The sequence below is a fragment of the Aquibium pacificum genome (assembly GCF_040839445.1).
GTDB classification, from domain to species: Bacteria; Pseudomonadota; Alphaproteobacteria; order Rhizobiales; family Rhizobiaceae; genus Aquibium; species Aquibium pacificus.
Window position 1 is genome coordinate 731672 of the sequence record NZ_JBDPGJ010000002.1, and the last position, 20505, is coordinate 752176.

Here is a 20505-nt window from a genome sequence, read left to right on the forward strand (position 1 = left end):
AGTCAAAAAATCATACTATATCATTTTTGTAAACGCCTCTTGCCTGGCTTCCCGCGTCCGCCCGGCTGGCAACCACCGTCTCCCGTACCATCTCGAACAGGATCTCCGAGGCGGGCGAAAGCGGGCGCTCGGCATGCGTGATGAGGGAGTAGGCGGGGACTTCGATCATGGTGTCCAGCGGCAGGACGACGATGCGGCCGTCCAGCCCGTCCTCCCTGCTGTAGAAGTCCGCGACGGCCTTTGCGACCACCGAGACGGCATTGGACTGACTGATGTAGGCCAGCGTCAGCATCAGCGACGACGTGCTGAGGACCTTGCGCGGCAGCGGCACCTGACGCGCCATCAGATGGCCTTCCACGGTGCGGCGCATGAGGTTGCCGCTCGCCTGCAGAACCCAGTCGTAGACGACGCTTTCCTCGAGCGTCACCGTCGGGCGCCGGGTCAGCGGATGGCCGCTGCGCGCGATCATGGCGAGCGGCTCCGGGCCGATCTCGATCAGCGAAAAACGGCCCGGGTCGACGTCGCCCAGCAGGCGCCCGATGAAGAAATCGATCCGCGAGGCGAGCAGGCTCTCGGCGAGCCGGTCGCTGGTGTCCACAGACACGGTGACCGAGATGTTCGGGCGGGTCACGCGGGCGCGCCTGATGATCGGCAGGACGAGGTCGAGCGCGGCCCCGGTCACGGCGCCGATGGAGACCGTGCCCTCGTTTCCCCGTTCCAGTTCCGTCAGTTCGCGCGCCGTATCGTCGAGGCCTTGCAGCATCATCCCGGCCCGCATCGCGAGCCTCTCGCCGTAGGGGGTCAGAACCACGCCGCGCGCATGGCGCGTGTGCAGGGGCACCCCGACGATCGCCTCCATCTCGGCGGCCATGCGCGAGGCGGCGGGCTGGGAAACGCCCAGTTGTGCCGCGGCGGCACTCATCTGGCCGGTTTCCTTCAGGGCGCAGATCAGTCGCAGATGCGCAAGGCGCAGGCCCTTGCGGGCGAGTTCGTCCCGCCGCGGAATGATGCCGGGGGCGGGATGGCGTTCAGGCAAGCGGCCCTCCTGGAATGCGTCATGACAATTCTGGTATAACTATCACGGAGAATTGCATTTGACGAGCATGGCTCGACGGTTCACGAGTCGCCACCGCTGCAGGGCGAGGCGCGAAAGCACCCCGCTCCCGGCGTCCGAGGGAGGAGACTGCACGGGCGGATGACCGCCCGCGGATCCTCGTGAAACATATCGAAGGTTTCGAGCTCCGCCCCGGGGCCGAATTCCATGGGAGGAAGTGCAATGAGATTTCTGAACGTCGCCCTGGCAACGAGCGCCCTGCTCGCGGCCGCATTCACCGTTCCGTCCTTCGCGCAGGACAAGGGCACCATCGGCATCGCCATGCCGACCAAGTCCTCGGCGCGCTGGATCTCGGACGGAAATTCGATGGTCGAGCAGTTCAAGGCCGCAGGCTACGAGACCGACCTGCAGTATGCCGAGGACGACATCCCGAACCAGCTCAACCAGATCGAGAACATGATCACCAAGGGCGTCGACGTGCTGGTGATTGCGGCCATCGACGGCACGACGCTGTCGAACGCGCTGGAGAATGCCGCCGCCTCCGGCATCAAGGTCATCGCCTACGACCGACTGATCCGCGACAGCGGCAACGTCGACTACTATGCGACCTTCGACAACTTCAAGGTCGGTGTGCAGCAGGCGAACTCGCTGGTGGCCGGGCTCGAGGAGCGCTTCCCCGACGTCGAAACCTGGAACGTCGAACTGTTCGGCGGCTCGCCCGACGACAACAACGCCTTCTTCTTCTACAACGGCGCCATGAGCGTGCTGCAGCCGATGATCGATGCTGGCAAGATCAGCATCGTGTCCGGCCAGATGGGCATGGACAAGGTCGGCACGCTGCGTTGGGATGGCGCGGTGGCGCAGTCCCGCATGGAGAACCTCCTGTCGGCCAACTACACCGACAAGCAGGTGCACGGCGTGCTGTCGCCCTATGACGGCCTGTCTATCGGCATCCTGTCGGCGCTGAAGGGCGTCGGCTACGGCTCGGGCGACATGAAGATGCCGATCGTGAGCGGTCAGGACGCCGAGGTCCCCTCGGTGAAGTCCATCCTCGCCGGCGAACAGTATTCGACCGTCTTCAAGGACACGCGCGAACTCGCCCGCGTCACCGTCGGCATGGTCGACGCGCTGCTCCAGGGCAGCGAGCCGGAGATCAACGACACCAAGACCTACGACAATGGCGTCAAGGTCGTGCCGTCCTACTTGCTCGAGCCGGTCTCGGTCGATGCCAGCAACTGGGAAAAGGTGCTGATCGACAGCGGCTACTACACGATGGACCAGATCAAGTAGCCATCGGACGTCAGGCACCACGGTGGAAGGCGTCCGCGCCTTCCACCGCATGCCAGGACATCAGGGCCATGACCGCCGACACCCTCCTCGAGATGCGCCAGATCACCAAGACGTTTCCCGGCGTCAGGGCGCTGGACCGCGTCGATCTCAAAGTGCGCAAGGGCGAGATCCACGCCGTCTGCGGAGAAAACGGCGCCGGCAAGTCGACGCTGATGAAGGTCCTGTCCGGTGTCTATCCCGCCGGCAGCTTCGAGGGCGAGATCGTCTATGACGGCGCGCCCGCCCAGTTCCGCGACATCCGCGACAGCGAGGATCGCGGCATCATCATCATCCATCAGGAACTGGCGCTGGTGCCGCAGCTCTCGATTGCCGAGAACATCTTCCTGGGCAACGAGCGCGCTCTGCGCGGCGTGGTCGACTGGCGCGAGACCAACCGGCGCACGGAGGACCTGCTGGCCAAGGTCGGGCTCAGGGAGCCGCCGACGACCCTGGTCGACAACATCGGCGTCGGCAAGCAGCAGCTCGTCGAGATCGCCAAGGCGCTTTCGAAGGACGTGAAGCTTCTCATCCTCGACGAGCCGACCGCGGCGCTCCAGGAAACCGACAGCCGCAAGCTGCTCGACCTGATGCTCGGCCTGAAGGCGCAGGGTGTCACCTGCATCCTGATCTCGCACAAGCTCGGCGAGGTACGCTATGTCGCCGACACGATCACCGTCATCCGCGACGGCACGACCGTCTCGACCAAGGATGCCAGGGACGGCGTGAGCGAGAACGACATCGTCCGCGACATGGTCGGCCGCGACATGACCCACCGCTTTCCCGAACACCGCCGCACGCCGGGCGACGTGCTGCTCGAGGTCGAGGACTGGACGGTATGGCATCCCGAGCATGCCGAGCGGAAGGTCATCAAGGGCGCGAACTTCTCCGTGCGGGCCGGCGAGGTCGTCGGCATCGCGGGCCTCATGGGCTCGGGCCGAACCGAACTGGCCATGTCGATCTTCGGCCGCTCCTACGGGCGCAACATTTCCGGCACCGTGAAGCTGAAGGGCCGCCCGATCGACGTCTCTACGGTCCAGCGCGCCATCGCCGCCGGCATTTCCTATGTCACCGAGGACCGCAAGTCGCTCGGCCTGGTTCTCGACGAGACGATCCGCTTCAACACGACGCTGGCGAACCTCGACGGCGTGTCGCGCCGCGGCGTGCTGATGCGCAACGAGGAGACGCGGGTCGCCGAGCAGTACCGCGAGGCTCTCGCAACGCGCACCCCGACCGTCTTCCAGAAGGTCGTGAACCTGTCGGGCGGCAACCAACAGAAGGTGGTGCTGGCCAAGTGGCTGTTCACGTCGCCGGAGGTGCTCATCCTCGACGAGCCGACGCGCGGCATCGACGTGGGCGCGAAGTACGAAATCTACACCATCATCAACGAACTGGCCGCACAAGGTAAGGGCGTCGTCATGATCTCGTCCGAGATGCCGGAACTGCTCGGCATGTGCGACCGCATCTACGTCATGAACGAGGGCGCGCTGGTTGGCGAACTGACGGCAGCCGAGGCCAGCCAGGAGCGCATCATGTCGCTCATCGTGAACGACTAGGGTGGAGGATCGAATGGCTCTGGCCGAAGGTGTCAACAAGGGTAGCGAGACGGGATCCGCCAGGGGGATCGCCGCCTATCTCGCCTCGCACCTGCGCGAATACGGGCTCCTGCTCGCGCTCATCCTGGTCATGCTCTTCTTCCAGATCGTGACCGACGGAACGCTTCTGCGGGCCGTCAACGTCACCAACCTGCTGCTGCAGAACAGCTACATCGTTATCATGGCGCTCGGCATGCTGATCGTCATTGTGTCGGGCAACATCGACCTCTCCGTCGGGTCGGTCATGGGCTTCATCGGCGCGCTGGCCGCCGTCATGATGGTCAACCATGGACAGTCGATGTTCGTGACCATCATCGTCTGCCTGGCGGTAGGCGGATTGATCGGCGCCGCGCAGGGCTACTGGGTCGCCTACTGGAAGATCCCCTCCTTCATCGTCACGCTGGCCGGCATGCTGGTGTTTCGCGGCCTTTCGCTGTGGCTGCTGGAAGGACAGTCCGTCGGTCCCTTCCCGCGCGAGTTCCAGGTCATCGCCAACGGTTTCGTGCCCGACCTCTTCCCGGCCGGCATCGGGGCGGCGCTGGCCGGCCTGTTCGACGTTCGGCAGGTCAACATACTGGCCTTGGCGGCGGGCGTGCTGACGGCCGCCGCGATCGTCTGGATGGGCCTGACACAGCGGGCGCGAAACCGCGCCTATGGCATCGAGGACGAGCCCTTCGCCTTCTTCGTCGCGCGCAACGCCATCGTGGCGGCGGCGCTGGTGTTCATTACCTATAAGCTCTCCACCTTCCGCGGCCTGCCCAACGTGCTGATCACCATGGGTGTGCTGACCGTGATCTACGCCTTCATCACCTCCAATACGGTGATCGGCCGGCGCGTCTATGCGCTCGGCGGCAACCAGAAGGCGGCGAAGCTGTCGGGGATCAATACGGAGCGGCTGACCTTCCTCGCCTTTACGAACATGGGCGTGCTGGCCGCGGCGGCGGGCCTCGTCTTCGCCGCGCGCCTCAACACCGCGACCCCCAAAGCCGGTTTCGCGCTCGAGCTCGACGTGATCGCCGCTGTCTTCATCGGTGGCGCCTCGATGTCGGGCGGCGTCGGCACCATCATCGGGGCCGTCGTCGGCGCGTTCCTGATGGGCGTGCTCAACAACGGTATGTCGATCATGGGTATCGGCATCGACTACCAGCAGATGATCAAGGGCCTCGTGCTGCTCGCAGCCGTGATCTTCGACGTCTACAACAAGAACAAGGGCTGACGGCCATGCTGCTATCACAGATCCGGACACCGGCCGGCGACCTCAAGGTCATCGCCCGCGAGGGAACCGAGGCGTTCGAACTGCGCGGCGCCGAAAGCGTCTACGCGCTCGCGCTCGACTGTGCCCGCGACGGCGAGAAGATCGCCGACCGTATCGGCCGGCTCGGCTTCGGCCCCGCCGTCGACCTCGCCAAGGCCTACGAGGAAGGCCGGCTGGCGCCGCCGATCCTGCATCCCGACCCCGCGCATCTGCACCTGACCGGCACCGGACTGACCCATCTCGGCTCGGCTTCGACGCGCGACGCCATGCACCAGAAGACCATGAAGGCAGACGAGGCGACCCTGACGGATTCCATGCGCATGTTCCGCATGGGCGTCGAAGGCGGCAAGCCCGCCAACGGCAAGCCCGGCGTGCAACCGGAATGGTTCTACAAGGGCAACGGCACCATGGTGGCGGCGCCCGGTGCGTCGCTCGCGTCTCCGGCCTTCGCCGACGACGGCGGCGAGGAGCCCGAGATCGCCGGCATCTACGTGATCGGCGATGACGGCACGCCGTTCCGCGTCGGCTTCGCGCTGGCGAACGAGTTCTCCGACCACGTCATGGAGCGGGTGAACTACCTCTACCTCGCCCATTCCAAACTGCGCCCCGCTTCGTTCGGTCCCGAAATCCTCGTCGGCGACTTGCCGCATGATGTGCGCGGCACCTCGCGCATCCGCCGTGGCGGGGAGACGATCTTCGAAAAGCCGTTCCTGTCGGGCGAAACGAACATGTCGCATACGATCGCCAACCTGGAACATCATCACTTCAAGTACGGCGTGTTCCGCCAGCCGGGCGACGTGCACGTCCACATGTTCGGGACCGCGACGCTCTCATTCGCCGACGGTGTCCGCACGGAGCCCGGCGACGTCTTCGAGATCGAATCGGCGCCGTTCGGGATGCCACTTCGAAACGGCTACACGGTCACGGCGTTGCCAGCGCGCGACGACGTCGTCCGCGTGAATGCATTGTGAGGCCGCGAAAGGCATGAGTTTCCGGAAGGCCGAATGGCCAAGAACGCTGCGGTCCCAGGCGTGGTATGGCGGCGACGGCCGCGACGCCATCTATCACCGCTCCTGGATGAAGAACCAGGGCCTGCCCGCGGACCTCTTCGACGGCCGGCCGGTCATCGGCATCTGCAACACATGGTCTGAACTCACGCCCTGCAACGCGCATCTGCGCGATCTTGCGGAGCGGGTGAAGCATGGCGTCTACGAGGCTGGCGGATTGCCGGTCGAGTTCCCGGTGTTCTCGCCGGGCGAACCGTCGCTGCGCCCGACCGCCATGATGTTCCGCAACCTGTGCGCCATGGACGTCGAGGAGGCGCTGCGCGGCAACCCGCTCGACGGCGTCGTGCTGCTCGCCGGCTGCGACAAGACCACGCCGGCGCTGCTGATGGGCGCGGCGAGCGTCGACATACCGGCGATCCTCGTCTCCGGCGGGCCCATGCTCAACGGCTGGTTCCGCGGCGAGCGCGTCGGCTCGGGCACGGCGCTCTGGCAGATGTCGGAGGACATCAAGGCCGGCAAGATGAGCCGCGCGGATTTCCTCGAAGCCGAGCAGTCCATGTCGCGTTCGCCTGGTTCGTGCAACACGATGGGCACGGCCTCGACCATGGCCTCCATGGCCGAGGCGCTCGGCATGGCGCTGTCGGGCAACGCCGCCATCCCCGCCGTCGATTCGCGCCGCCGCGTCATGGCGCACCTGACGGGCCGGCGCATCGTCGATATGGTCAAGGACGACCTCAAGCCGTCCGACATCCTGACGCGAAGCGCCTTCGAGAACGCGATCCGGACGAACGGTGCCATCGGCGGCTCGACCAACGCGGTCATCCACCTGCTCGCGATCGCTCACCGCATCGGCGTCGATCTCAGCCTCGACGACTGGGACCGGTTCGGCCGGGACGTGCCGACCATCGTCGACCTGATGCCGTCGGGGCGGTTCCTGATGGAAGAGTTCTTCTACGCCGGCGGCCTGCCGGTCGTCATGAAGATGCTGCTCGACGGCGGCAAGCTGAATGGCGATGCGCTCACCGTCTCGGGTAGGCCGGTCGCCGAGGAGATCGCGGAGGTACGCAACTGGAACGAGGAGGTGATCCGCCCGGTGGCGCGCGCACTCACCCCGCAGGGCGGCATCGCCGTGCTGCGCGGCAATCTCGCGCCCAATGGCGCGGTGATAAAGCCCTCGGCCGCGAGCCCGCATCTCATGAAACATCGCGGCCGGGCGGTCGTGTTCGAGGACATCGACCACTACAAGGCGCGCATCGAGGACGAAAACCTCGACATCGACGAGAACTGCGTGATGGTGCTCAAGAACTGCGGCCCGCGCGGCTATCCCGGCATGGCGGAGGTCGGCAACATGGGCCTCCCGCCGAAGGTCCTGAGGAAAGGCATCACCGACATGGTCCGCATCTCTGACGCGCGCATGTCGGGCACGGCCTACGGGACGGTGATCCTGCACACGGCGCCGGAAGCGGCGATCGGCGGGCCGCTGGCGATCGTGCAGGACGGCGACATGATCGAGGTCGACGTCGAGGCGCGGCGCCTCCATCTCGACGTGCCACAGGAGACGATCACGGCGCGCCTCGCCGCCTGGACGCCTCCCGTCGCGGAACCCGGGAGCGGCTACGCGCGGCTCTTCCACCTCCACGTCGGCGGAGCCGACACCGGTGCGGATTTCGACTTCCTCATCGGCCAGCGCGGACATGCGGTGCCCCGTGAAAGCCACTGAACCCACACGGATCGCCATCGTCGGTCTGGGCAAGATCGCGCATGACCAGCACATCCCGTCGATCGGCCGCAACCGCGCCTTCACGCTCGCGGCAACCGTCAGCCGGGGATCGAGCCTGCCGGGATTCGACCACTACGCCAGGCTTGGCGACCTGCTGAGCGCGCGGCCGGACGTGACGGCGGTGGCGTTGTGCGTGCCGCCGCAAGTCCGCTTCGGCATGGCCTGGGAGGCCCTGCAGGCGGGACGCGACGTGCTGCTCGAAAAGCCGCCCGGGGCGACCGTCGCCGAGGTGTACGCGCTCGCCGACCTCGCCCGCGCAAGAGGGCGGACGCTCTTCGCCACCTGGCATTCGCGCTTCGCCCCGGCCGTCGCCCCGGCGAAAGACTGGCTTGCGCAGCGGGAGGTGACGAGCGCGCGGATCGTCTGGCGCGAGGACGTGCGCAAATGGCATCCAGGCCAGGCCTGGATCTGGCAGGCCGGAGGCATGGGGGTCTTCGACCCGGGCATCAACGCGCTGTCGATCCTGACCGAAATCATGCCGCGTCCGGTCCACCTGACCTCCGCCGAGCTGGAGTTTCCCGAAAACTGCGAGACGCCGATCGCCGCGCGGCTGGAATTCGAGGATACGGTGGGAGCCAAGGTGAGCGCCGATTTCGACTTCCGCCAGACCGGTCCGCAGACCTGGGACATTTTCGTCGACACCGCGAAGGGATCTCTGAAGCTCTCGGCCGGGGGGGCGAGAATGGAAATCGACGGCCGGCCGGTCGACCAGCCGGCCGAAGCCGAGTATGACGGCATCTACGCCCGCTTCGCCGAGCTTCTCGCGGCGGGCGAGAGCGACGTGGACGCCTCTCCGCTGGTCCATGTCGCCGATGCCTTCATGCTGGGACGGCGCATCGTGACGGACCCGTTCCACGACGAGTAACCGCCCGCGAGGCGGCCGGAACAGCCTACGAAAGGGATATCATGACCGACAGCTATCAGCCGGGCGGCAAGCACCTCATTGCCGGCGAGTGGGTCGCGGGCGACACGACCTTCCAGTCGCAGCCGGCATCGGGCGCGCCGCACGATTTCGCCGCCGGGACGGCCGCGCATGTCGATCGCGCGGCGAAGGCCGCCGAGGAGGCGTTCTGGTCCTACGGCTATTCATCGCGCGCCGACCGCGCCGCCTTCCTGAATGCCATCGCCGACGCCATCGAGGAGCGCGGGGCGCAGATCACGCAGATCGGCAGTTCCGAGACCGGCCTGCCCGCCGCCCGCCTGGAGGGCGAGCGCGGACGCACGACCGGCCAGTTGCGCCTCTTCGCCAGCCACATCGAAAAGGGCGAGTATCTCGACCGCCGCACGGACGCGGCCCTGCCGGACCGCAAGCCGGCGCCGCGCCCCGAAATCCGCCTCGTCCAGCGGCCGATCGGCCCGGTCGGCGTTTTCGGCGCGTCGAACTTTCCGCTCGCCTTCTCCACCGCGGGCGGCGACACGGCGTCGGCGCTCGCCGCCGGTTGCCCTGTGGTCGTCAAGGGTCATCCTGGCCATCCCGGCACGGCGGAGATCGTCGCGGAAGCGATCCTCGAAGCCATACAGAAATGCGGCGTGCATCCGGGGGTCTTCTCGCTCGTGCAGTCCAACACCCGCGAGGCCGGCGAGGCGCTGGTCCAGCATCCGCTCATCAAGGCGGTGGGCTTCACCGGGTCGCTGAAGGGCGGCCGCGCGCTCTACGATCTCGCCTGCGCGCGCCCGGAACCGATCCCCTTCTTCGGCGAACTCGGCTCGGTCAATCCGATGTTCCTGTTGCCGGAGGCGCTGAAGGCGCGCGGCGGCGACATCGCCTCGGGCTGGGCCGGCTCGCTGACCATGGGCGCGGGCCAGTTCTGCACCAATCCCGGCGTCGGCATCATCATCGAAGGCGCGGAGGCGGACGCCTTCGAGGCGACCGCGTCCGAAGCGCTCGGCAAGATGGCGGCGCAAGTCATGCTGTCTGACGGCATCGCTGGAGCCTTCCGGACCGGGCAGTGCCGCGTGCGCGACACGGACGGCGTGCGCGAACTGGTGGCCGTCGATGCGGAAGGCCGCAATGCCGGGCCCTGGCTCTACGCGGTCCCGGGCGAGACGTTCCTCGCGAATCCCTCGCTTGCGGAAGAGGTGTTCGGTCCGCTCGGCATCCTCGTGCGCGCCAGCGACGAGGACGAGATGATCGAAGTGGCGCGCGGGCTGGAAGGCCAGCTCACCTGCTCGCTGCATCTCGACGATGGCGATCTGCCGCTGGCTTCCCGGCTGATGCCCGTTCTGGAGCGCAAGGCCGGACGCCTGCTCGCCAACGGCTTCCCGACCGGCGTCGAGGTGGTCGATTCCATGATGCATGGCGGGCCGTACCCTGCGAGCACCAACGTCTCGACGACGTCGGTCGGCACGCTGGCGATCCGCCGCTTCCTGCGGCCGGTGGCCTACCAGAACATGCCGGAGGCGCTGCTACCGCTGGACCTGCGGGAGCGGTAGCATCGCGCGCGCCTGGCGGCTGCGCGACTCAATCCGGCGTCCCGCTTTCGAAACAATAGCGCACCCGGCAGGTGTCCTCGCGGCCTGCCGGGAGCAGCCGGATCGACGGCTTTTCCGTGATGTCGCCCGAAAAACCCTCGGGGTCGCCATGGCCGGTCCAGCTCTCGACCGAGAGGAAGGGCGCGCCGGGCCGGGTCCACAGGGCGAGATGGGGAAAACCCTCCGTCTCGATCTGGATCGCGGAACCGTCCGGCGAGCGGAAGCGCAGGCCGCCGCTGCGCACATCCAGGAAGCAGAGCGCCTCGTTGGCGAGAAGCTCGTCCGTCAGCGGCAGGTCCCGCCCGTCGAGCGGCACTGGCCGGGTCGTCGACCTGAATAAGCCGCGCGGCGAGATCTCCGGCACGAAAAGCTCCTCCACCTCGTCGAACTCGATGCCGTGCCCGGCGCGGGACGTCGCGGAAAAGGGCCAGCGGAAGCCGGGATGGATGCCGATCGCGAAGGGAAGCGGGCGTGTGTCGGTGTTCCGGACCGAGAACGCGGCTTCGAGCGCGCTTTCGTGCAATCGGTAGCGGACGGAGAGTTCGAAGCGGAACGGATAGCAGGCCAGCGTCTGTGCGCTTTCGGTTAGCCGCAGCAGCGCCGAACTCTCGTCATGCTCGACCAACCGGAAGTCGAGCGACGAGGCGAAGCCGTGAACGCCCATCGGATAGGGTTCGCCGTCGACCCGGACATGGCCGTCGTTCGACCAGCCGACCAAGGGGAAGAGGATCGGGGATACGGCGCCCCAGAACCGGGCGTCCGGCTGCCACATCAGTTCGCGGGCGACCACGCTCCACTCCCGAATCTCCGCCCCGCGCAAGGCGATGCGCGCGCGGTCGTTCCGGCTTTTCAGTTCGATGACGTCGTCCGCCAATCGGGGAATTCCCTTGCGATGCATCGTCATGGTCCGCGGTCGCCGATCGGCGACGGGGCACATGACACACCTTCGCAACCCTGCACCGGAAAACCGGCAGCGTCGAGGACCGGGGGCTATTCCGGATCAGATGCCGGCGCTGACGAAGGGCACGACGCTGAGGTTGTCGGTGACCTTCGTCACTCCGCGCGTGTTCTCCGCGGCGACCACGACGGCCCGGCGCACCGGTTCGTCGCTGACACTGCCGCGAAGATGGACCTCGCCGTTCTTCACGTCGACGTCCACCATGGCAAGCGGGTTCCAGCGCTGCGCCTCGATCTCGCCGAGGATGCTGCGGCGGATGGCCAGGTCGTCCGCCGGCCCGGCCGTGTTCTCTTCGATGCGGTGGGAGAGTGCGACGAGGAAGTTCGCGCGGCTGATGATGCCCACGATCTTGCCCTCGCGCACCACGGGCAGCCTCTTGAATCCCTTGCGCTCCATGAGTGAGATGACCTCGTCCAGCGGCGTCTCGGGACCGACCGTGACGACGTCGGTCGACATCACGTCGCTCACCTTCCTCGTACGCGCGCGGACGTACTCGTCCGCTGATGCCTGAGGGCTGAGCCACAGTTCGACCCAACCCGGACGATGCTTCTCGGTTCCGATCTCCGCCCGGCGCAAAAGGTCTCGCTCGGTGACGATGCCGGCCAGCTTGCCGGCCGCGTCGACCACCGGAAGCCCGCTGACGCGATGCTCCAGCATGGTCCTTGCCGCATGCGCGACGGTCGCGTCGATCCGTACGGTCGCGGCACCGGCCGTCATGATGTCGCCTGCCTTCATGGGAATGTCTCCTCGAACGGATTGCGGGGCGGCTCTCGATCGCGCCTTCTCGATCATGCCGACGACATTTACCGTCGGCGGAAGCGGCCGGGCATTGATCCGCGTCAAGCGGATCGGCTAGGCCTCACGCGCGTTGCCGCCAGAGCGTCGCAATGGGATCGTATGGCCCACGACACCCGTACAGTCGTCCAGCGAACTCGATCCAGCAGGAAATCCGATGCCGCAAGTCCTGACCCTGACCCTCAACCCGACGATCGACGTATCGGGGGAGGCCGAAGCCGTCCGGCCGATCCGCAAGATCAGGACGACCCGGACACGTTTCGATCCCGGCGGTGGCGGGATCAACGTCGCCCGCGTGGTCTCGGTGCTCGGCGGAGACGCCGAGGCCGTCTATCTCGGCGGCGGCGAGGTGGGCCAGATCCTCGACCGGCTTCTGAAGGAAAAAGGCATCCGGACCCACAAGATCGCGATCGACGGCCAGACGCGGCTGGGTTTCATCGTGCATGAGCAGAGCACCGGCCTCGAATACCGCTTCGTGCCGGAAGGCGCGCCCGTCCCGGCCGCCAGCCTGCGGCAGGCCTTCGACTACGTGCGGTCGCATGCGGCGGAGTATGTGGTGGGAAGCGGCAGCCTACCGGAAGGTACGCCCGAGGACTTCTATGCCGAACTGGCCGCGGACGTGGCGGCGCGGGGCGGGCGGTTCCTGCTCGACACCTCGGGGCCGGCGCTCCGTGCGACGCTGGAACGGGCAAAGGTCTTCCTGGCCAAGCCGAGCCTCGGCGAACTCGAGCAGGTCGCCGGCCGCAAGCTTGACGCCGACAGCGCAGGTGAGGCCGCGGCCGAGATCGTCGCGCGCGGCGCGGCCGAGCTGGTGGCGGTCACGCTGGGGGCCGACGGAGCGATCCTCGCCTCGCGCAAGGGGATCGTGAGGCTACCGACCATCCCCGTGCGTGTCCGCTCGGCGACCGGGGCGGGCGACAGTTTCCTCGCCGCAATGGCCTGCGCCTTAATGGAGGGGCGTTCGGAGGAAGAAGCCTTCCGGTTCGGCATCGCCGCGGGTGCGGCGGCGGCCATGACGCCGGGGACGGAGCTTTGCCGGCGGCAGGACGTCTTCGATCTCTACGAGCGCTGCAAGGCGCTCTGAGCGCGCGTCAGCCGAGTTCGATCCAGGCCGGCGCGTGGTCGCTGGCGCCTTCGCGGCCGCGCACCTCTCGGTCGACGCCTGCGCCGGCGAGCCGGTCTTCCAGGTTGTTGCTGACCAGCAGATGGTCGAGGCGCAGGCCCGCGTCGCGCTGCCAGCGCTGCCGCTTGTAGTGCCAGAATGTGTAGATCCGCTCGTTCGAATGGAACCGGCGCAGCGCGTCGACCCAGCTTCTGCCTACCAGCTTGCGAAACGCCGCCCGGCTTTGCGGATGGACGAGCGCGTCATCGTCCCATGATTTCGTCGGGTAGATGTCGAGAGCGCCGGGCGCGACATTGAAGTCGCCGGCGAGCACCACCGGCGCGCCGGTCTTCCGCAGGTTCGTCGCGTGCTTGCGCATCCGCTCCAGCCGGGCGAGCTTGTAGTCGAACTTCGGCCCCGGCTGCGGGTTGCCGTTTGGAGCGTAGATCGAGGCGATCAGCACGCCGCGCACCGCGGCCTCGATGTACCGGCTCTGCTGGTCGTCGTCGTCGCCGGGCAGGCGGTCCCGCGTCAGCACCGGGTCGGCATCGCGCGCCAGGATGGCGACGCCGTTCCAGGTCTTCTGTCCCTTCCACACCACCCCGTAACCAGCCCTGTCGATGGCCTCGGCCGGAAAGTCCCGGTCGGTCGCCTTCAGTTCCTGAAGGCAGACGACGTCCGGCCGGGCTTCCTCAAGCCATTCCAGCAAGTTCTCCAGCCGGCGGTTGACGTTGTTGATGTTGAAGGTGGCGATCCTCATCCGGCGGCTGGTGCCAGGCGCGCGCACCATTCCCTCACCGCTTCGCCGACCGTGCGCAGATGGTCGGCCGCGGTGAAGCCGGAGACGGTCTTGCGCGGCTTCAGGTCGTGGTCGCCGTCTTCCAGCCAGAGAAGCTCGATGGCCGGAGAAAGCGCGTAGCCGGCCACCTCCTCCCGGGTGCCGAACTGATCGCGCGTGCCCTGGCAGATCAGCGCCCCTGTCTTCATTCCGGCGAGGTGCGCCGTGCGCAGCTTCTCCGGGTGGTTCGGCGGATGAAAGGGATAGCCGAGGCACAGCAGCCCGGCGATGCGGCCCGCCGCGAAAAGCTCGTCCGCGACCATCGAGGCGACGCGCCCGCCCATCGACTTGCCGCCGATCACCAGCGGTTCTTCCCCTGCGAGCGCTTCGACGGCCTGCCGGTATTCCGGGATCAGCGTTTCCGCGCGCGGCGGCGGTTTGCGCTGGCCATTGCGCCGGGCCGCCATGTAGCCGAACTCGAACCGCGCGACGCGCAGACCTTCATCCGCGAGGGCCCGGGCGATCGCCTCCATCGAAGGCGAATCCATCGCGGCGCCCGCGCCGTGGGCGAGCAGGACCGTCATAGGGGCGGTGTCCGGTCCGCTGGTCAGGAATTTCACCGCGTCTCGCCCTCGCTGCTTAGTTTCGCGCCGTCACCTTGATTTAGCGCCGGCACCAGTCTCCGGCTATGGCCGACCCGCGGAAGGTGCTCGCCAGCGAAAGCGGCACGTTCGTCAGGAAGCCGGTCTCAGGTCTGCGACGGCGGAAACCTCCGTTGCGGAGGACGTAGCCGGTTGCGCTGTCGCCAGCGAGCCGACGGTCCAGACGGTGACCGCCTCCGCCTTGCCCTTGACCGAAATCCGGTCGACTTCGACGAGGTCGAAGCGGTCGCGGATGCGCTGGGCGGTCTCGTCGCCGATGAGCAGAGGCATGCCATAGTCCTTCGTGCGTCCCTCCAGGCGGGATGCGAGGTTGACGGCATCGCCGAGCGCCGAATAGTCGAAGCGCCGGTCCGAGCCCATGTTGCCGACGACGCATTCGCCGGTGTTGATGCCCACGCCGATCGCGAAGCGGATCGGCGCTCCGTTGCCGGCTTCCGCCACCAGTTCGCGGTTGAGCGGCTCGACGGCGCGGATCATCGCCAGCCCTGCCTCCACCGCATGGATGGCGTGGTCCGGATCGTCGAGCGGTGCGTTCCAGAAGGCCATGATGGCGTCGCCGATATACTTGTCGATGGTGCCGCCGGCCTCCAGCACCGCCTCCGAAAGCGGATTGAGCAGCCGGTTCACCAACGCTGTCAGCTTTTCGGGATCGTCCTTCATGGATTCCGCGATGGTCGTGAACCCCCTCACGTCGCAGAACAGGATGGTGATCGTACGCTTCTCGCCGCCGAGCTTCAGTCGCGAGGGGTCGCGCGCGAGCTTTTCGACGAGTGCCGGCGACAGGTATTGCGAGAAGGCGCGGGTGACCGTCTTCCGCAGCTTCCGTTCGGCGGCGTAGTCCTGCGCCCCTTGCGCGAGCGCCGTACCCACGAAGGCCAGCGCTGGCGCCAGAGGTGGGAAATGGATGCGACCGAAGCGCAGCAACAGGAAGTAACCCAGCGCGAAAACCCCGACCGCAAGGAGGCTGCCGGCGATGGTGCGCCAGCCGGTGGCGCGCCAGACCGCATAGGCCGCGAGCAGCGCGCCGAGCAAGTTGGCCGCGATCACGGCCACGAGGGGTGCCGGCCGGATGAACAGCCCGTGCTGGAGGTTGTCGAGGATCGTGGCCTGGAGTTCCGCGCCAGCGATGAGCCGCCCCGTTCGCGGCGTCCACGACGTCGCATAGGCGTCCGCCCCTCCGCCTTCGACGGTTGGCGCGGATTGCAGCGATAGCCCGACGATGGCGATGCGGCCTCTCAGCGTGTCGGGCGGCAGGAAGGTCCCGGGATCGAGCGCCTGGTAGTATGAGATGGTGGGATAGGTGCGGGCGGGTCCGAAAGTCTGGATCAACGCGCCCGGCGGCGCTTCTGGGGCTTGGACGCCGGTGCTTTCGAGAAGCGTGGCGGCAAAGCCGTCCGAATAGGGCGGGAGCCTGCGCAAGGTCCCGTCGCGGTCGAGCACGATCGACGACAGGCCGGGCCTCGCTCCGCGCTCCGTGAGCGACGGGATGGGCTCGACGCGGATGACCTGATCAGCCTGCGCCGTATCGATCCGCGTCACGTCGGCGGCCAGGGTGACGTCGGACCCCATGGCTTCGGCGAGCGCGGCGTCAGCCTGTTCGCTCGAAGGCTCGGCGAAGATGATGTCGAGCCCGATGGCGCTGGCACCGGCCTGCCTCAGCGCTTCGACCAGCCGGGCGTGCATGTCGCGCGGCCATGGCCATTGCAGGCCCAGTTCGGCGAAGGAGGGCTCGTCGATAGCGACGACGATGGGCCCATCCGCAGGCAGCGCAGGCGGCATGACGGTGGAGAAATAGTCGAACAGGCGCGCTTCGAAGAGACGCCAGGGCGAGGTCAGCGAAAGCAGGGTGACCGTCGCGAAGGCCAGTGCAGCGGTGATCGCGACCGCGCGACGCCTGCTGTCCGGCGAAGGAGCGCGCATCTCCCGTTCCGGTCTGGGCCTCCGGGGAGGCGCCATCTGCGGCATCAGAATCGGACCTTGAAAGTTCCCACGAAGGTTCGGCCCCAGCCCGGCGTGCTCGTCGCCACGTCGAACTTTTCGTCGAACAGGTTGTAGCCTGCCAACTCCAGGGCGAAGCGCTTGTCGAGCGGCTCCCACGTCAGCGCCGCGTCGGCCGTCCAGTAGTCGTCCAGGAGTGTGCCGGAGGCGTCGCCGACCCGCTCGCCGATGTAGGTCGCCGAAAGAGTCACCTTGAGGTTGGACGGATGCACGAAGGTGATACCGGCGCGGCCCGAGAGTTCCGGAACGAAGGGCAGGGCGCTGCCGAAAGTCGCGCCGGGCGTCCGGTTCTCGCTATCGCTCCAGGCGGCGGTGCCGAACAGGCCGAACCCGTGGCCGAGGTGCAGGTTGGCGGTGGCGCTGATCCGGTCAATGCGGCCGTCCTCGAACCCGTCTCCCGCCCCGATCGGCGAGAGAGAGCCGGGAACCGGGATCGAGAGGCCGTAGAGTTCCTGATGCTGGTAGTCGACCGAGGTAAAGAACCGGTGGCTCCACTCGGCGTCCCAGCGCGCGGCGAAGGTGTCGACGTAGCCGCCGACGTCGAGCGGCGCGGCGTTCGGTTGCAGTCCGAGAACGGCGACGGGCGCCAGGGTGGTGGTCGTCAGCGCCTCGCTCTCGCGGCTGTAGGTGGCACGAAGCCATTGGCCATGCACAGGAGCCCAGGCGACGCCGAGACGCGGCTCCAGCCGCTCGACATCCAGCAGGCCCCCGAACCAGGTCCCGAACAGCGCCGCTTCCGCCTTCAGGTTGGGTCCGAACTCGTAGACCGCATCGACATAGGCGCGACCGAAACCGACGTCGTAGGCCTGGCTCAGGGTCATCTCTTCGTCGGGCGGGTTCTCGTAGAGCGTCTCCGTGCGGGAGACCCCGATCGTGCCTCCCTCGACGCCGTAGCGCAGGGTGAGGTCGCCGAGCCCCAGCGAATGGCTGAGCGCCCCGACATGCGTACGCTGGCGTGCGGATACGTCGTAGTCGCGCAGGCCGATCGGCACCGGTACTCCGCCGAAGTCGACGAAGCTGACAATCTGCTCGCTGCTCGTCTGCTTCACGTCCGAGGCGAAATAGGCGGCGTTCATCACGTTTCGGTAAGCGAAGGTGTGGCTCCATCCGACGCCGCCCTCGATGCCTTCTGAACCGATGGAGCGGTCGTAGAGAATCCCGTCGAATCCGTAGACCCTTGGATCGAGCAAGGTGAGGGCGTTCGAGAGCCTGTCTTCGGGCCGCGAGACGTTCAGGTAGGTGACGACGCGGTCGTCGAGCGTCGGGCGCACGGTCGCGTAGCCCAGACCCGAGACGATTTCCGTGCCGAGTTCGAAGCCGACATAGGGAATGTCACCGCCCGGCTCCGTCCGCTCGCGAAACTCGTCGGTCTCGCGCGCATCGAACTCGGCATAGATGCTCCACGGCACCGGCGTCGTGGAAAATCCCTGTATCTCGGCCTTGCCGATCCAGCCGGTGTCGTCACCGGTGTCGGTAAAGCCGGCACCGACGGCGCCTTCGAAGAAAGGCCGACGAAAGAGATTGGCCGAGCGCGATCGACCCGAAAGCATCTCTGGCGACATCAGCAGGCCCTGGAACAGGGAAGAGAAGCCGAAATCACTGGGCGAGGGCTCCACAGGATCGTCGCCGAATCTCAACTGATTGACGAACGGGTCGGACGTGCCGGAGACCGCCTGGTCGACCAGTGCGGCGCCCTCGAACGGATCGAACACCGCGTCGCCGTAGAAGCGGCCCCAGGCGTCGAGGCCCTGCAGGCGGAAAGCGTTGTTGAGCAGCGATCCTTCGTCCCGGTTGGCACTGAGCGTCGAATAGTCTCCGCCGCGCGCCCGGGCGCGCCGCAGGGCTTCCTGGGCGCTGGCGATGGCGCGATCCGAATCATAGTCGTCGATCGCGATCGCCGTCTCGACGATGGAGGTCACCGGGTCGTTGGGATCGAGACGGTCCGCGTTTTCCAGAGCCTGTTCGGCGGGCTCCCTGTCGCCAGCTTCGTAGTGGCCTCCGGCAAGCACCAGCAGCCCCTGCGCATAGGCGGGGTTGGCCGTCGTGCCGGCAAGCAGATCCTCGATGGCCGCGTCGATCTCGCCAGTCTGGAGATGGTAGCGGCCGCGGGCGACCAGGGCGATGTCGAAGGACGGATCGATCTCGATCGCCCGGTCGATCAGCCGCTTGGCATCCCGCGTCCGGTCGTGGTCGAGATAGAAGATCGCCAGGTTCGCGTAGCCGACCGGGTCATAGGGATCGAGTTCGATCGACCGGAGGAAGGCCTGCTCGGCCTCGCGATTCGCCCTCCGGGCCGACTGGACGAGACCGATCGTGTTCCAGATCGTGGACGATCCCGGCGAGATCTCGGCCGCGCGCTCGAGGTCGGCGAGGGCGGCATCGAGATTGCTTTCGATGTCAGCGCGGTAGTTCGCGCGCGCCTCCAGCGCCGTGGTGTCGTCCGGATCGATCGAAAGCGCGCGGTCGATCGCCTCCTTCGTCTGTTCGCGGTCGTCGAGAAGCATGGCCAGCTGGGCGCGGGCGGCCGGCAAGGTGGGGTTGTCCGGGAACCGCCGTTCGGCCTCGCGAAGGATGTCGGTGGCGGCCGCGATGTCCCGGAGAAAACCGGCCGCCCAGGCCTCTGCAAGCGCCGCGTAGGGTCCGCCGTCGCGGATTGCCGGCGGCCGCTCCACGCGGTCGGGATAGGCGAGCGCGCGCGCGAAGTAGCCGCCGTAGAGGGCAACGGCTCGGCGGTCGCCGGAAAGTTTCGGCGCCGCCCTTTCGAAGAGCCCGGCGGCTTCCGCGTAGCGTTGCTCGGCGCCGTGCCGCAGTGCGTCGAGGAGATCGAGCCGGGCCTTCTGCTGCGGCGTCAGCGCGAGCGCGCGGGCACGATCGGCAGCCGAGCGTGATACGGCGGGTTCGCCGAAGGAGCGCTCGGTCTCGGCGAGCGTGACCCAGTCTTCCGCCGAGCGGGCTGCTTCCGGGACCGCCGTCAGCCGCTCATGTTCCCGACGCATCTCGGGAGTGCGCAGCGGCGAAGCCGGCATCCAGACGAACGCACCCCGCAGCGTCAGGTGAAACAGCATCTGCTCCCGGTCGTCGGGATCGACGATGACGACCTTGGAAGGCGCCTGGCCGATCGACGCGACCGCGCCCTCGCCTTCGGCGACGCTGACCGATCCGAATTCGTTGGAGAGTTCGACGAGACCTTCCAGCACGACGAGCGACGTGCGGCCGTCGGCATCGACGCTCATCGTCCAGTCCGTGCCGCGAATGGCGGCCGAGGCCGCGGGGGTCTCGATCGTCAGGCCTTCGCCGCCGCGCTCCGCCCGCGCCCAAAGCGTGCCGCTCCGGAGGCCGAGAAGCGTGTCGCTGGCGTCGCCGACGTTCTTGACGACGAGCGTCGTGTTGCGGCCGATCCTCACCTGCGTCCGGTCGCTGAAGAGGATCGCGAGCTGGCCGAGGGCATTCGTCCGCAAAACGTCGCCGGCAAGGAGATCCTGGTGGAGTTCGACCGTGCGCCAGTCGGAGATCTCGATGAAGCGGGCTTCCTCGCCGACCTTGCGCGCGATGATGGAGCCGGCGGGAGTCGCCTTGCGTGCGAGCACTTCGGAAAGGGCAGGTTCGCTGCCGGCCATGACGCAGACCGCGGCCACACCCAGGAGATATCTACGCATGACGTGAATGCTTTCGGCCGACGTCCCCGTGCGGCAATTGTACGGGAATTCTGCGCCTGTCAAGCAG

15 protein-coding genes are annotated in these 20505 nt (G+C 67.3%); 8 read left to right on the plus strand and 7 right to left on the minus strand.

Annotation, left to right across the window (positions count from 1 at the left end):
- Positions 1–10 precede the first annotated feature (10 nt).
- Positions 11–1036, minus strand: coding sequence for a LysR family transcriptional regulator (locus ABGN05_RS09930; protein WP_367953847.1), 1026 nt, complete (start codon positions 1034–1036; stop codon positions 11–13).
- Positions 1037–1276: 240 nt separating this feature from the next.
- On the opposite strand from ABGN05_RS09930, the gene chvE reads away from it, so the two are divergent.
- From chvE to ABGN05_RS09965, 7 genes are all read left to right on the plus strand, one after another.
- Positions 1277–2344 (plus strand): multiple monosaccharide ABC transporter substrate-binding protein, encoded by a 1068-nt coding sequence (gene chvE, locus ABGN05_RS09935; RefSeq protein WP_367953848.1) that lies wholly within the window; start codon positions 1277–1279, stop codon positions 2342–2344.
- Between the two features lie 68 nt (positions 2345–2412).
- Complete coding sequence (mmsA, locus tag ABGN05_RS09940) at positions 2413–3936, plus strand: multiple monosaccharide ABC transporter ATP-binding protein (RefSeq protein ID WP_367953849.1); 1524 nt, start codon at positions 2413–2415, stop codon at positions 3934–3936.
- Between the two features lie 13 nt (positions 3937–3949).
- Positions 3950–5191, plus strand: a complete 1242-nt coding sequence (gene mmsB, locus ABGN05_RS09945) for a multiple monosaccharide ABC transporter permease (protein WP_367953850.1) — start codon at positions 3950–3952, stop codon at positions 5189–5191.
- Positions 5192–5196: 5 nt separating this feature from the next.
- Positions 5197–6201, plus strand: a complete 1005-nt coding sequence (gene araD1, locus ABGN05_RS09950) for an AraD1 family protein (RefSeq protein WP_367953851.1) — start codon at positions 5197–5199, stop codon at positions 6199–6201.
- A 13-nt stretch (positions 6202–6214) separates the two neighbouring features.
- The gene (gene araD, locus ABGN05_RS09955; protein ID WP_367953852.1) at positions 6215–7957 is read left to right on the plus strand and encodes an L-arabinonate dehydratase; all 1743 of its coding nucleotides are present in this window, start codon (positions 6215–6217) and stop codon (positions 7955–7957) included.
- Positions 7944–8882, plus strand: a complete 939-nt coding sequence (locus ABGN05_RS09960; RefSeq protein ID WP_367953853.1) for a Gfo/Idh/MocA family protein — start codon at positions 7944–7946, stop codon at positions 8880–8882. Before araD ends, ABGN05_RS09960 begins: the two co-directional genes overlap by 14 nt.
- Positions 8883–8923: 41 nt before the next feature.
- On the plus strand, positions 8924–10450 hold the full coding sequence (locus ABGN05_RS09965) for an aldehyde dehydrogenase (NADP(+)) (protein ID WP_367953854.1): 1527 nt from the start codon (positions 8924–8926) through the stop codon (positions 10448–10450).
- 28 nt (positions 10451–10478) lie between these two features.
- Here the strand turns inward: ABGN05_RS09965 and ABGN05_RS09970 are convergent, their stop codons facing one another.
- Both ABGN05_RS09970 and ABGN05_RS09975 read right to left on the minus strand, forming a co-directional pair.
- Positions 10479–11363, minus strand: coding sequence for an aldose 1-epimerase family protein (locus tag ABGN05_RS09970; protein ID WP_367953855.1), 885 nt, complete (start codon positions 11361–11363; stop codon positions 10479–10481).
- A 126-nt stretch (positions 11364–11489) separates the two neighbouring features.
- Positions 11490–12182, minus strand: a complete 693-nt coding sequence (locus ABGN05_RS09975; RefSeq protein ID WP_367953856.1) for a CBS domain-containing protein — start codon at positions 12180–12182, stop codon at positions 11490–11492.
- A 217-nt stretch (positions 12183–12399) separates the two neighbouring features.
- On the opposite strand from ABGN05_RS09975, the gene ABGN05_RS09980 reads away from it, so the two are divergent.
- Positions 12400–13326, plus strand: a complete 927-nt coding sequence (locus ABGN05_RS09980) for a 1-phosphofructokinase family hexose kinase (RefSeq protein ID WP_367953857.1) — start codon at positions 12400–12402, stop codon at positions 13324–13326.
- A gap of 7 nt (positions 13327–13333) precedes the next feature.
- Here the strand turns inward: ABGN05_RS09980 and xth are convergent, their stop codons facing one another.
- From xth to ABGN05_RS10000, 4 genes are all read right to left on the minus strand, one after another.
- On the minus strand, positions 13334–14104 hold the full coding sequence (gene xth, locus ABGN05_RS09985) for an exodeoxyribonuclease III (RefSeq protein ID WP_367953858.1): 771 nt from the start codon (positions 14102–14104) through the stop codon (positions 13334–13336).
- Positions 14101–14706, minus strand: a complete 606-nt coding sequence (locus ABGN05_RS09990; RefSeq protein WP_367954357.1) for an alpha/beta hydrolase family protein — start codon at positions 14704–14706, stop codon at positions 14101–14103. Before ABGN05_RS09990 ends, xth begins: the two co-directional genes overlap by 4 nt.
- 150 nt (positions 14707–14856) lie before the next feature.
- Positions 14857–16704, minus strand: coding sequence for a CHASE2 domain-containing protein (locus ABGN05_RS09995; protein WP_367953859.1), 1848 nt, complete (start codon positions 16702–16704; stop codon positions 14857–14859).
- A 44-nt stretch (positions 16705–16748) separates the two neighbouring features.
- Complete coding sequence (locus ABGN05_RS10000; protein ID WP_367953860.1) at positions 16749–20438, minus strand: TonB-dependent receptor domain-containing protein; 3690 nt, start codon at positions 20436–20438, stop codon at positions 16749–16751.
- Positions 20439–20505 lie beyond the last annotated feature (67 nt).